Source organism: Rhizobium tumorigenes, from assembly GCF_003240565.2.
Lineage (GTDB): Bacteria > Pseudomonadota > Alphaproteobacteria > Rhizobiales > Rhizobiaceae > Rhizobium > Rhizobium tumorigenes.
Window position 1 is genome coordinate 124,807 of sequence record NZ_CP117255.1, and the last position, 13,448, is coordinate 138,254.

Annotated in this window: 11 protein-coding genes, 1 tRNA gene and 1 riboswitch; of the genes, 8 read left to right on the plus strand and 4 right to left on the minus strand. The window is 54.4% G+C overall.

Features of this window, described 5'->3' with window-relative positions; translation table 11 throughout:
- Window positions 1–186: 186 nt before the first annotated feature.
- Window positions 187–1,371, minus strand: a complete 1,185-nt coding sequence (locus tag PR017_RS00650) for an O-succinylhomoserine sulfhydrylase (protein WP_111216970.1) — start codon at window positions 1,369–1,371, stop codon at window positions 187–189.
- Between the two features lie 46 nt (window positions 1,372–1,417).
- Window positions 1,418–1,496: riboswitch (SAM riboswitch) on the minus strand.
- Between the two features lie 108 nt (window positions 1,497–1,604).
- Here PR017_RS00650 and PR017_RS00655 point away from each other — a divergent pair.
- From PR017_RS00655 to PR017_RS00665, 3 genes are all read left to right on the plus strand, one after another.
- Complete coding sequence (locus tag PR017_RS00655) at window positions 1,605–2,696, plus strand: 2'-deoxycytidine 5'-triphosphate deaminase (protein ID WP_111216614.1); 1,092 nt, start codon at window positions 1,605–1,607, stop codon at window positions 2,694–2,696.
- A 66-nt stretch (window positions 2,697–2,762) separates the two neighbouring features.
- A tRNA-Gly gene (locus PR017_RS00660) sits at window positions 2,763–2,836 on the plus strand.
- 174 nt (window positions 2,837–3,010) lie between these two features.
- Entirely contained in the window at window positions 3,011–4,201 is a 1,191-nt protein-coding gene (locus tag PR017_RS00665) for a tyrosine-type recombinase/integrase (RefSeq protein ID WP_111216616.1), read from the plus strand.
- Between the two features lie 39 nt (window positions 4,202–4,240).
- Here PR017_RS00665 and PR017_RS00670 read toward each other — a convergent pair whose 3' ends face one another.
- The gene (locus tag PR017_RS00670; protein WP_425070009.1) at window positions 4,241–5,242 is read right to left on the minus strand and encodes a YihY/virulence factor BrkB family protein; all 1,002 of its coding nucleotides are present in this window, start codon (window positions 5,240–5,242) and stop codon (window positions 4,241–4,243) included.
- A gap of 352 nt (window positions 5,243–5,594) precedes the next feature.
- Here PR017_RS00670 and PR017_RS00675 point away from each other — a divergent pair, with 352 nt between their 5' ends.
- The 5 genes from PR017_RS00675 to PR017_RS00695 are packed head-to-tail and all read left to right on the plus strand — an operon-like array spanning window position 5,595 to window position 10,448.
- The gene (locus tag PR017_RS00675) at window positions 5,595–6,728 is read left to right on the plus strand and encodes a DNA-methyltransferase (RefSeq protein WP_111216618.1); all 1,134 of its coding nucleotides are present in this window, start codon (window positions 5,595–5,597) and stop codon (window positions 6,726–6,728) included.
- Window positions 6,709–7,359 (plus strand): hypothetical protein, encoded by a 651-nt coding sequence (locus PR017_RS00680; protein WP_111216620.1) that lies wholly within the window; start codon window positions 6,709–6,711, stop codon window positions 7,357–7,359. The genes PR017_RS00675 and PR017_RS00680 overlap by 20 nt, the downstream gene beginning before the upstream one ends.
- Window positions 7,352–8,332 carry an McrB family protein gene (locus PR017_RS00685; protein WP_111216622.1) on the plus strand — a complete coding sequence of 327 codons (981 nt, stop codon included), beginning with the start codon at window positions 7,352–7,354 and terminating at the stop codon, window positions 8,330–8,332. Before PR017_RS00680 ends, PR017_RS00685 begins: the two co-directional genes overlap by 8 nt.
- Window positions 8,333–8,337: 5 nt before the next feature.
- Window positions 8,338–9,708: a 5-methylcytosine restriction system specificity protein McrC gene (locus PR017_RS00690; protein WP_240538830.1), complete on the plus strand. Its 1,371-nt coding sequence runs from the start codon at window positions 8,338–8,340 to the stop codon at window positions 9,706–9,708.
- Between the two features lie 53 nt (window positions 9,709–9,761).
- On the plus strand, window positions 9,762–10,448 hold the full coding sequence (locus PR017_RS00695; RefSeq protein WP_133255538.1) for a YkgJ family cysteine cluster protein: 687 nt from the start codon (window positions 9,762–9,764) through the stop codon (window positions 10,446–10,448).
- A 316-nt stretch (window positions 10,449–10,764) separates the two neighbouring features.
- On the opposite strand, the gene PR017_RS00700 is transcribed toward PR017_RS00695, so the two are convergent.
- The gene (locus PR017_RS00700) at window positions 10,765–11,610 is read right to left on the minus strand and encodes an HNH endonuclease (protein ID WP_111216628.1); all 846 of its coding nucleotides are present in this window, start codon (window positions 11,608–11,610) and stop codon (window positions 10,765–10,767) included.
- Window positions 11,604–13,313: an ATP-binding protein gene (locus PR017_RS00705; protein ID WP_111216630.1), complete on the minus strand. Its 1,710-nt coding sequence runs from the start codon at window positions 13,311–13,313 to the stop codon at window positions 11,604–11,606. The genes PR017_RS00700 and PR017_RS00705 overlap by 7 nt, the downstream gene beginning before the upstream one ends.
- Window positions 13,314–13,448 lie beyond the last annotated feature (135 nt).

Consider the following 13,448-nt stretch of genomic DNA (forward strand, 5'->3'; position numbering starts at 1 on the left):
AGCCACCTTCAATGAATTTGGTTACGATATCCTCCAGCCTTCAACCTTCGTCAAGGAAGGGAGGGCTAATTAAGGCCAAATGCGATGGCTGACGCGGCCTTTTGAATATTAAGGATAATGTGCGGGGTTAACACGGACCCGGCGGGTAGCCGCCCGGCAAGGCCGGGCAGCCTGTTTGACGTCCGATCAGGCCGAGACCTTTTCCAGTGCCCGGGCGAAATCCTCGATGAGATCGTCCGTGTCTTCAATGCCGGCCGAAAACCGTACCGTGCCGGGAGAAATTCCGAGCTCAGCGCGGTCCTCGTCGGTCAGGTTTTTGTGTGTAGTGGTGGCCGGATGGGTGATCAGGCTCTTGGCGTCGCCGAGATTGTTGGAGATCTTGACGATCTCCAGTGCATTCTGCAGCGCGAATGCCGCTTCCTTGCCGCCCTTGAGTTCCATGCAGACCAGTGTCGAGCCGCCGGTCATCTGCTTGGCGATGATATCGGCCTGCGGATGATCCTTGCGGCCGGGATAGATCACCTTGGCGACCTTGCTGTTGTCGGCCAGGAAGTCGGCGATGCGACCGGCGTTCTCCGTCTGCTGCTTGACGCGCAGCGGCAGGGTCTCGATCCCCTTCAGCAGCGTCCAGGCTGTGAACGGCGACATTGAGGGGCCGGTGTGCCGGTAATAGTCCTGCAGGTGCTCGTCGACCCATTCCTTGTCCGATAGTACGACGCCGCCGAGCGAACGACCTTGTCCATCGATATGCTTGGTGGCCGAATAGACGACGATGTGGGCGCCGAGTTCGAGCGGCTTCTGGAACAGCGGTGTCGCAAACACATTGTCGACGACAAGCTTGGCACCGATCTGGTTGGCGAGTTTCGCGACGCCGGCAATGTCCACCACCTCGAGCGTCGGATTGGTGGGGCTCTCCAGGAACAGCACCTTGGTGTTCGGGCGGATGGCCTTTTCCCAGTTGGCGAGATCGCGGCCGTCGACCAGCGTGCATTCGATGCCGTAACGCGGCGCCAATGTCTCGACGACCCAGCGGCACGAGCCGAACAGGGCGCGGGCGGCGACGATATGGTCGCCTGCCTTCACCTGGCAGAGAATAGCCGCGCTGACCGCGGCCATGCCCGATGCTGTCGAGCGGGCTTCCTCGGCGCCTTCCAGCATGCACATGCGCTTTTCGAACATGTCGTTGGTCGGGCTGCCGTAGCGCGCGTAGATAAAGCCTTCCGTCTCACCCTTGAAGCGGGCCTCTGCCGCCTCCGAGCTGTCGTAGACAAAACCCTGTGTCAGATAGATTGCTTCGGATGTCTCGCCGAATTGCGAGCGCAACGTGCCGCCATGGACAAGTTGTGTTGCGGGGCGCCAAGTCTTGGTCATGCCATCACCACCTTCGTGATACAAAAAAACCGGTCGCAAAAGCAGACCGGTTTTCAACCCGGTCTTTTTAGCCATTTATTTAACGTGGCTGCAAGCCGACCGGCCAAATCACCACGGGATAAGACTGTAATACTGCCGTTGGCCGCTTGCGTCAATTCCCCGTATTTGGTTTTGTCTGCGGCAAAACAAGGCCCCCATATGGTTTTGTCCGCGACAAAACAAGGATTGAGCACATGGCTCGCGACACTGGAATTTTGGCGGATCGCGCCATTGCCGCTCTTTTCGACGCCGGTCGGCTGACAACGGAAAGGGAGCTCGATTTCGATCAGATCCAGCCGGCGAGCCTCGACCTCAGGTTGGGAGCGAAAGCCTTTCGCGTCCGGGCCAGCTTCATGCCGGGCCCGAACAATCTCGTCTCCGATAAACTCGACCGGCTCAGCCTGCATGTTATCGACCTCAACGAGAGCGCCGTGCTCGAGACCGGCTGCGTCTACATCGTGCCGCTGATGGAGCGTCTCGACCTGCCCTCCGACATGTCCGCCTCGGCCAACCCGAAAAGCTCGACCGGCCGCCTCGATATCTTCACCCGCGTCATCACCGATTATGCGCAGGAGTTCGACAAGATCCCGGCCGGCTATTCCGGCCCGCTCTACCTGGAAATCTCGCCACGTACCTTCCCGATCGTCGTGCGCCGTGGTTCGCGCCTGTCGCAGATCCGCTTTCGGATCGGCCATGCCATGCTGTCCGAGCCGGAATTGCTGACGCTGCACGAGACCGAAACTCTCGTCGCCAGCAAGAAGCCAAACGTGACCGGCGGCGGCATCGCGCTGTCGATCGACCTCGTCGGCGACGGCAATGGGCTGATCGGCTATCGCGGCAAGCATCACACGGCGGTGGTCGATGTCGACAAGAAGGCCCAGCATGACATTTTCGATTTCTGGGAGCCGCTCTACAGCCGCGGCCGGACCGAGCTTATTCTCGATCCCGACGAATTCTACATCCTGGTCTCGCGCGAGGCGGTGCACGTGCCGCCGGACTACGCCGCCGAAATGACCCCTTACGATCCGCTGGTCGGTGAATTCCGCGTCCACTATGCCGGCTTCTTCGATCCCGGCTTCGGCCATGCGCCGGCCGGAGGCCGTGGCAGCCGCGCGGTGCTCGAAGTGCGCAGCCACGAAGTCCCGTTCATCCTCGAGGATGGCCAGGTCGTCGGCCGCCTCGTCTACGAGCACATGCTGGAACTCCCGGCCAGCCTCTACGGCACCGGCGCCGGCTCCAACTATCAGGCGCAGGGCCTGAAACTCTCCAAGCATTTCCGCTTGTAGCCGGCCATCCCGGCCGGCCATTCCATCTTGACAGCCCGGCCGAACTGTTGGAAGGCTTCGCGCCGTGCGGGTGTAGCTCAATGGTAGAGCAGCAGCTTCCCAAGCTGAATACGAGGGTTCGATTCCCTTCACCCGCTCCAGCGACCTGTTTAGACTCATCCAATGACGCCCAATAAGAATGGGCAATAGCTTGACAATTAAAGGCTTTTGCCTCGCGTGCGCGTGAGGACGTCCAACGAGATACAGTGACAGCCAGCATTTTTTGCGGTAAAAACTACGGTACCGAGCGACAACGCCAGAGAGCGATACCGTAAATGCCGTTAACTGATATTCAGGTTCGTAATGCCAAGACCGATGGTAAGCCACGCAAGCTTGCTGATGGCAACGGGCTGTACGTCTACGTTTCCACCTCGGGAGGGAAGTCGTGGCGACTAGATTATAGTTATTTCGGCAAACGGAAAACGCTGACCTTGGGTGTCTATCCGACGTTGGGGTTAGCTGATGCACGCGTTCAAAGGGAAGAAGCGAAGCGTAAGCTGGCCGAGGGCTTGGACCCTTCGATTGCGAAAAAACGTCAACAGCTCGAAGCGAAAGCTGCCGCTGGCAATACATTTGGCCTGATTGCCGATGAATTCATTGACAAGTTGCGGCGCGATAAACGTGCTGAGCCGACCATCGCCAAAAATAAGTGGATGCTGGAAGTGGTCGCCGCAAAGCTCAGACCTTTTCCGATCACGCAGATCGCACCGAAGGATATTCTGCAGGTGCTAACGGCTATAGAGAAAAGCGGGAGGATTGAAACCGCACTCGCCACCCGGTCGACCATTGGGCGTGTCTTTAGATTTGCTATTGCAACCGCGAGAGCTGAAAACGATCCCACTTCAGCATTGAGAGGGGCTCTTCAACGTCATTTGCCGAAAAGCCATCCTGCATTGACGACGCTCAAGGAGTTGGGCGGAGTAATGAGAGCAATCCATGGCTATGAGGGCTGGCCATCCCTTGTCGCGGCGCTTAAGATACAGGCTTTATGTTTTGCTCGTCCTGGTGAAACGCGATCCATGGAATGGGCCGAGCTAGATCTTGATAAATGTGTCTGGACAATACCGGCCACGAAAGCGAAAATGAGGCGTGAGCATCACGTGCCGCTATCGCGACAAGCAATGGTTATCATTGCAGAAATGAAAGAATTGTTCAACAATACTCAGTTTGTATTTCCATCTATGATGTCGGGCAAGAAGGTGCTCTCGGAAAATTCGATGAACTCAGCACTGCGGCGAATGGGTATTAGCGGGACAGAGCACACGGCTCACGGGTTTCGGTCATCAGCTAGCAGTATTCTCAACGAATCCGGTTTGTTCGCATCAGATGCTATTGAAGCTCAACTCGCGCACGTCGATGGTTCTATCGTGCGAAGAATTTATAATCGCGCTACCTATTGGGATGAACGTGTGACCATAATGCAATGGTGGGGCGACATGCTTGACGAAGTGCGTATGCGTACGTGAAATGCCTATCGCGTCCGGAATAGGCGCGGACGACAGGTCTCAGTCAGCTGTCTTGCCCAACGTATCTGCGACATAGGCGCCACGCTCGCCCATCGGCCTCGGCGGGCCCGTGGTCGAATCCTCGCGCGTCTGGTGTTCCAGTTCTGCATTCAGTTCCGCGCCGACGATGACGATGATCACCGAAATCCAGATCCACACCATGAAGCCGATCAGCGCCCCAAGCGTGCCGTAGGTGGCGTTGTAGTTGGCAAAATGATCGAGATAATAGGAAAAGCCGAAGGACGACAGCAGCCAGAGCAACGTGCTGAAGACGGCGCCCCAGCTCAGCCAGACCAGCTTTGCCCGCTCACGGCTCGGACCGTAATGATAGAGAAGCACGATGCCGGTCATCACCAGCGCCAGGATGATCGGCCAGCGGGCTAGTCGCGTCAAAAGGTCGGTCCAAGGGCCGAGCCAGACGAAAGCCAGCACGGCCGGCATGACGCCGATGGCAAAGATCAGCACCACCGCGATGATTAGCAGGCCAAAGGTAAAGGTCAGCGAAAGTAGATTGAATTCGATGATGCCGCGCTTTTCTTCTTCGCCATAGGCAACGTTCATCGCATCGCAGAGCGCCTTGACGCCGTTGTTGGCGCTCCACAGCGCAATGACCAGACCCGTGACGAAGCCGAGGCTGAGGGCGCCCGGTTTTTGCTGGGTCAACGCCGTAAGTTGCGACAGGATGAGATCGAAGGAACCAGAGGGAAAGATTTCCGACAGGAAGCCGATATGGGCGGCGATCGTCGTCGGGTCGGCGACGAAGCCGTAGAGCGACACTAGCGCACCAAGCGCCGGAAACAGCGCCAGCAGCAGGTAATAGGTAACGCCGGCGGCAATCAGCGACACCCGATCTTCGATGACCTCTGACACCACCCGCCAGAGGACGTCTTTCAGTCCCTTGACAGGAATCTGGTTGGGGGTCGCTGCATCGCGTCCCCGGTCCGCTTCGTAAGCGGCGGGACCACCCGTCAAAGCCTTTGCGGCATCCGTATCGTTCACCACCGTCAATCTCCCTATTACCAAGGCGATCTAGGGTGTTTGCGGCATTCGTCTAGGGACGGCCATTGAAGCCTTCCGAAATCCCGGAAAGCGGATTTCTCGATTCTTGCAGGCAATAGGCCAAGGCGGCCAGCCGTCGCGGGTTCGTCAGGTTGCAATAACACAAAATAAATGTATGTTCCCTATTTGTTCTAAAGAAGAATTAGCGATATAATGCCGAATAGACTAGACGCCACAAAACACTGTCATTCCTCTCGACGAGCGTCGATGTATGAACTATGGTTGGGTCAGGCTCTAACCGAGCCATGGCTAGCAGCAGTCCCTTCCGTGAATGGGTCTGAATGGAGTGTAACGCATGAATTTACAGGTCAACGTTTCCGATGAACGGCAAGAGGAACCTGTTCCAACTGAAGTATCTCTCCATGGCACGCCCTGCAAATTAGAGAAACCGTTCATCAAACAACTTTTTGGTGATGCGCGGCAAATTCCTTTGGATCAGTGCGGCGCCGACATGGTCGTCACCTCGCCACCATACTGGCTAAAGCGCGATTACGGCGTCGAAGGCCAAATAGGTCAAGAACCCACGGCTGCGGGCTTCGTCAGTAGCCTTTTGAGTTGCATGGAAAACTGGAAAACGGTCCTCCCATCGTGGGGTTCGGTATTTATCAATATTGGAGATACGTACCATCGTGGCTCTCTGGCGAATACACCCGGTCGGTTGGAAATAGCGGCACAGGATGCTGGCTGGACAATAAGAAATCGCATTATTTGGGTAAAAGATGCAGGAATGCCTGACCCTGCGAAGGACAGACTCAAAAGCCGTCACGAGTATATTATCCATTTCACACAGAAGCGACGAGATTACTTTTACGATCAATTCGCCTACGCAGCGAAATATGGCAATGGGAGTGGGCCGAGTGATGTATGGCAAATTGCCCTTCGCAGGGATACTAGTAACCATCTGGCGCCTTATCCGACGGAGCTAGTCGATCGAATCTTGACGCTTGCGTGCCCCGAACAGGTCTGCACTAGTTGTGGAATGCCTCGCAGGCGTTTGATTAGCCGTACTGCAGAGCTAGATTCTACAAGGCCGCAGGCAAAACGGGCTATGGAGCTCGCTAAGGAGCACGGCCTAACTCCTGCCCATATCTCGGCTATTCAAGCCACAGGTATATCGGACGCTGGAAAGGCTATGAAAGTTCAAACCGGGACGGGACGCAATTCCGCTGCCGTTAAAATTTTGGCTGCTGAAGCCAAAGCCGTTTTAGGTGGTTATTTCCGTGAATTCACCTTTGCGAAGCGGGAGTCAATTGGTTGGACAGATTGCGGATGCGGGGTTTCATTTCGTCCCGGCATCGTGCTCGATCCTTTCATGGGCACTGGTACAACCTTACGTGCAGCGAGGGATATTGGAAGAAGCGCAATTGGTATAGATCTGGCTCAGAAGACTGAGTCGAAGGAGCCAATTCGTGGTGGTGGACGAAACTGAAGTTATTTACGTCTTTTCGAAAGAAGCTGTTTTAGGATCGATCGCTAGGTTGGTTAGTCAGCCCATCCATGAGCACTTTGCAGGGTATCTAGCAATCTTGCGGTCCCGTAGCAGCGATCCAGGGCTAGCGGTCGGCCCAACTGACATTAAAGAGTTCCATGAACGTTATCTCCATGTCATGGGTGCTCCCAATAAGTCTCCATTCGTACGACCATTCAAATCAAGGGGACATGGGCTTGAGCTCTTCAACAGCAATGTTGCCGGGTCTTACGGCGCCAGTTCGATAAGAGCAGGGGGCGCCCTAGCAGATATATTCGAAATATCTGGGTCTAACCGAAACGTAAATTACGAATTAAAGAAAGACCACATAAGTGTGGCGCTCAAAGTCCTTTTGAAGGGAAGAAGGGTACCTGCGGCGTCGTTAGCCGCCTTTCTGTATCGCGATTACGGCTTTTACATAGGTACCCCAGATGTTGCGCAGGTACTGCAGATTTTTCGTAAAGAATTTGGTTTAGCAGAGAGCATCAAAGCTCAGCGAGTGCTCTTCGACGCCCTGTTCGAGGATGATACCTCAGCGTTCCCGCCGGATTCCCTAGTCGCTCTTGCGCCGGAGACAACTGCTAATGCCTAGTATGACGAACACCCGGGTTCGCCCACTTTCTCTGGAAGATCTCAAGCTGACACTGCCGGTGGCAGGAACTGAAGGCAAAGTTATCGCTCCCGAATTTGAGTTACTTCCAGACGATAATCCTGTTCTCGTGGAAGTAAGGGCGGCCATCGATTTAGGATTTGCTGGCGTTATTCTCTCAGGTCCACCAGGAACTGGAAAAAGCTGGTATGCAAAGCGAATTGCGCAAACCGTCGCGAGTGGACCGGACGAGATCCGGATAGTCCAATTCCATACGTCATACCAATACGAAGACTTTATGGAAGGGTTTGTCCCACGGGACGGCGGAGGCTTCGAGCTTCAAAAAAAGGTCTTTCCACTGCTGTGCGTAGATGCGTCAGAGCAGCCGAATCAAAAATTTGTGCTCGTTATAGATGAAATTAGCAGATGCGATGTAGCCCGAGTGTTCGGAGAAGCTCTAACTTACATGGAGCTGGATAAGCGCGGACTTGAATTCACGATGTCGTCCGGAAGTGCGCTCACTGTACCCAGCAATCTCATTATAATTGCTACGATGAATCCTTGGGACAAAGGTGTTGATGAGATGGACGTTGCCTTGGAACGGCGCTTCGCCCAAATCGACATGCCGCCGAGCGTCGACGCGCTTCGAAAAATATTGTTAGCAAATGCCGCAGATCCCGCCTTTGTTGAGCGTGTCGCGGAGTTTTTTATAAGTATACAGAATTTGGAGGATGAGACGGTTCGTCTGGGGCATGCTTATTTCAATAACTGCATAGACGAAAACAGCTCTCGTAGAGTTTGGAGCTTCAGACTTCTTCCTTTCTTCAAAAAAGCCTGCCGTCTCGATCCAACTATGCTAGCGAGTATACAGAAAAGTTGGCTTAGAGTGGTCCCGTCCTCCAACGATGAGGTTGCTTCTCCAGCGACAGGACCATCAATCGATCCTATAGAAGAACCAAGCGCCGCGCAGGTTTGAGTGCCTTGAAAAAAATCGAAAATCTTGCCCCCCTCGCGCAAATGATGGCGGACCGCGGCTTCGTTTCATCGAAACACGCCACACGAACGGTTATTCGTGCTTCAGAGCAGGAGATGATTGCCTTGCCGTTGGGGTTAGTAAGGGCAAACGGCAGCCTTGATGTTTACGAAGATGTGTTGAAGTTATTCCGACCGACCTACCAAAATAATATGCCCACAATTCAATGTGGCGGGTGGGTGGGATACATTCCCCTAAACGATAAGCTGGCGTTAGACGTCTCGCCTCGGGTTCCCATTGGCAACCTTGAGCGTTTGATCGGCATGAGCATCGGCTACACGCCAAAGATTTTGAGCAGCTATGACCGACTTTTCGCCGATGGGGTAGAGCAACCGGGCTCTCTGGTAGATGTACTCGCGGATCAACTACTCAGCAGTTTCGACCTTATATTAGCAAATGGATTATTGAAGGAATACCATCGTGAACAGCGGGTAAGCTCATCGCCAGTCGGTCGGATCGTACCTTTCACTTCCGAATTGCGATCTGCCCAAGCAGGTCGTCCATTAGCGGTGTCCTCATCTTTCCAAAGGTCCATAAATACGGCGCCTAATAGGATTATAAGCTATGCGGTGGAAAAACTGTTGGCCAGATATGTGGGGAATAGCGAGCCAAATCAAAAGAAAAGGGTTCATCGCCTCCGTCGTAGTCTCCAGCGGCTTAGGGGCATCCCTCACGCTACCACAACGGATATCTCGCCTACATCGATTGCAAACTTAGTCCGGCGGTTGTCATTGCAACATGGACATTATGCAAACGCTCTTATGATCTCACAGCTGATCATCTTTGATGCTAGCCTTGAGATTAGAGGTAGTGGTGGGACTGCAGTCCTTCCATCGATTCTAATAAATATGGCTACGGTTTTCGAAGATTACATGCGGAATGTTCTCAACTCCGGGTTTAAAAGTGAAGTCCGTGTGGAGGTGAAAGACGGCAATCGTGGAGATAGGAGCGGGGCGAAGGTAGCGCTGTTCGACCCGATCAGGGCAGGACTGAAAAACCCGACGGTAACCCCTGATATCGTGGTCTTTGTGGATGGAAGACCAAAGCTTGTGATTGATGCAAAATACAAGGACGGGCCAATAATTCCCGACCGCAATGATATTAATCAAGCGATTTTGTATGGTGCGAGATATGATGCCGATCACGTCATGCTTTTACACGCTAGTCGACCTCTTGGGCGCGATTCGATTGAATTCTGTGGGAAAATAGGCCGTTTTAGTGTGTACAACGGAATGGTCGACTTAGGCTCCGATCCAATCGTAGAAGAAGAAGCGAGATTTGCTGAGGCGACCCGATCGTTGCTCCAATCACACTTATGAAGCACTTAAAGAAGTGCACTATGCTCTAGTATTTTGTCATTGCAGGATGAAAAGTGAAGCAAGAAGAAGCTAATTCCAGACTTGTATCGGAAATTACGAGTGTCGGCGAGCTTACACGCATGGTGGCGCAACGCTATGACGGGATGTTTTCCGACTTCTACTCTCTGCTGTTGGAGACGTTAAAGCATTCCGCTGATATGGCTGAGGCCGCCCGTGTAGCAATGGAGCTTGCCGACGCAGCCGTCGACGCCGTGCGCAGCAATTTTGCCGGTCAGCCTAAGTATGCTTGTGGTAAAGGTTGTAGCGCGTGCTGTCACCTATTCGTCGCTGTACCACCGGGCGTGGCAGAGGTAATTGCATGGCACGTCAATCGTAATTTTACAGACGCGGAACGAGAAAACCTTGTTGAGCGGCTTAAAATGGCCGAGACCGCTGCTATCGCCTCGGGTGGACCGCAAGCGTTGCGCACACCCTGCGCATTGTTGAACGAAGAGGGCGCTTGTACAATCTACGACGTCCGCCCGCTTTCCTGCCGCAGCTTTACCTCGACGTCGCTACCGCGCTGCGAGCAGGTGGTGTTCGGAGTAAATCCGCAGGGCGGTGGTGTCGACCAAAATCCGGCTCGCTATCGCCTCTACGAGTCTGCAACCCGAGCACTTGAGGTGACCGCTCGCGAACGTGGATTACCATCGCAGCAGCGAGGCCTATCCGCGGCACTGCTGGCAGAATTGGGCTGCTGAGGCATCGGCTGCCGACATTTGCGACATCGGGGTATAAGCCCGTGTTACGGCTTGTTTACCATGTGCAAGCCGTAACGTCAGGGTCGCCATTGTCCCAATGTAACGCCTCGAGAAGAAGCTTAAACCCTGGCGTGACAAGGCGGAACGGCACCACTGAACAGCGAGCTAGTTTAGTTCGCCAAATCGGACAGCCCCTTTAGATTTGCGCCCGGACGGCGTTTGCGCAATTATACGAATAACATTGTGAAGAAAAAATTAGTCGCTTGATCACTGCACAGGTATGGGGGCGATGTGACTCACGCCGAAGGGCGCAAAGCTACGGCAGTACTGGCAATGGCCCGCCGGCGATATGGGCGAGATAACCCACATTTCTTGTAACGGCGTCGTAGAACAGATGCTGCCAACTATTGGGCGTCGGATCGGCATAGCCGTCCTGCCAAGCCTCAATGTTGTCCGCGACATTCAATCCTTTAACGCGCATCTTCGTCACATTGCGGAGCAGGCGGCGATGTTCGTTTCGGAAAAAGCGGATGAAGCGACGGGCAATCTGGAGTTCCCGCAGGTGCGTCGAGACCAATTGCGTTTCCGGCGCCTGCAAGCCGGGATGGGGCGCAAGCGTGAAGGTCGGCGTCGCAAACGGCGCATTAATGGTGAGCTGGACGATCTGGGCGAGCGAGAAAGTATCAAAATAGGGATGTATGAAGAAGCGCGGTGTCGTCGCATCGCCGGTGCTTTCTCCTTTACGGCGCTGGCAAGGATCGCACATCGGCGTTAGGTTGGCAGGCGTTACCGCGAAGTGAGGATATTTGCCCTTCGGTAAATAGTGGTCAAGGGTTTCCGTCACTGCAGGGCTGCCGCAGGACGGACAAATGTCCAGTTCGTGTTCTCGTAGAGCTTGCAGCATTACGCCCTGCGCTGATCCATCGGCGGGATGGCTGTAGAGAGTCTTAAACGATGTCGCTTTCGTCATGATTGCGGGCCATTCGGGAATGTGCGCTGGCGATCCGCCGTGGGCCAGATAGTCGCCGACGCGCTGCCTCCACTCCTCAGCGATGGAATTAAAGAAGGTCTTGTTCGGTTGCTGGGTACGTTCCGCCACAATGTTGTCTATGAGATCAAGTTGCTCGGCGGCGGTCATAGGTAGTGCCAGGGACATCACCATCCTTCGCGCTCCATGCCCTGTATCTGGATCGCGAGTTCCTCGTTGATGTCGTCTCCGAGCGCCGCGATGAGCGCTTCGGCCGAGCCAAGTTCCTGAAGCTTGTTTTCGATCCAGCGCTCGAACGGTTTGGACGCCTCGCTGTCCCCGAAGACATAGGAGCTGATGCGCTGCATGTCCCCGCCAAAGGTCTGGAACGGCGGCGTCCGGATCGAGAGCCCATCCTTTGTTCGCGCTAGGACGTGAACACAATCGGTCGGCACCTCCCGCACCGTTACAAGCGAATGCGTCGCGAGCAGAGCCTTCGAGTTGAAGCGATCGAGGATTGTCTTCAGCATATCAATGAATTGAATCTCCAAAGTCGGGTGGAGAAACAGCTCAGGCTCGTCGATCAAGATCAAGCTGTCGCGACGGATCGCACCTAGTATATTGATGACGATGAACGAGAACAGCTTTTGCCCCGAGCTTAGCTGAACAATTTCGCCGTTGTTGAAAAAGGTCACGCCGTCCGCAGCGTTGAGGGCACCGCGGATTTTACCGACGTCGAGTTCGTCAATGCGGTCGGAGCTGATCGGGATATACCGCGAGTCCTCGATGTCAAAGGACAGATCATCGATCAGAGCAGAATCTGAATAGAAGCGCTTGGCGGAGTCAGACGCATCGCCGACGTTGATCGTTGCATAGTCGAAGTCAAAGGCAGTTCGGAGCACGCGCTCGACCGTCGCCAGCTTGTTCGCCCAACTGCGAAGCCCCTTGTAGCGGATATCATCCACTAGGCAGTCGAGCAGCGACGCTGCCGCGTTTTTTTTGGGTGCCTGATGGGTCAAGGAAATTCCGGCCAGTCGCCCAGGCGTTCGACTGGCGGACCGGCCGCGGAAGCCAAAATATCGATATACGTCCTTGTCTTGCAGGTCATGGGCTTCGAGGTCGACGGGAAACCGCTCGAACGGGCTGTAGGAAACGACTACGATTTGGCTGAGGTTTGGTTTCTCAACAAAACCGATCTTGCGAGAACGCTTTTCATACGTTGCGTCAAGCCACTCTCGCACTATTTGGTGCAGGATCTGGGATTTCCCAACGCCATTGGGACCGATCAAGACATTGACGTTGTGAGGGAGAATGCTGCTCTGTTTAAATTTCATCCTCAGGGTAGACGTTTCGCCGAATACATCATCAAACTGAAAACCGAGGTCCAGGACGGACATGGCTTCGGCAGAAAACAGTTTCCAACCGTCAAGATAGGATTTGGTTTCGCTTCGTTCGCGCAGGAGAGATCCCTGGAATGGCTGGGTGTCAATCAGCCTGTTAGCTACGGGGTCTTGCTGAACGTGCACGAGGTAGCTGGCGTCATGCAGAACGATGGCGGCATCCCGCGCGGCGTCTAAGTTCAGCCGATCGCGCAATTGTTCATAGAACGCAATTTCGCTTGGAAGCGACAGGTAGTTCGAATTCGGAATCGGAAAAACACCGTCCCAACCCTCATTCCGGAGACGATCGAGGTGGATTTCGCTGATCGGGGCGCCCTCGATCATCAGCTTTAGATGGCCGAGATCGACTCTCTCCCCCCCTATACGACATGTAGTCGCAAAAGTGGTCCTGTTGCCGTAATCATCCCAATTGTTAGCAAGTAGTTCGAGCACGTCGCCTTCACGCTCTGGCTCGGGCGTGTTGCGCTTACTTTGCCGACCTAGATAGACTATTTCCATGAATACCCAGTTCCCTTAGCGACCAATCCGCTTCAGTCACTACCATATTCAATCGTTCGAGTTGCAGCGATTGAGCCTACTAGCGCAAATTTTGAACGACTAAACGCTTTTCGTACTTTAAGCGCGGGAAGTGCG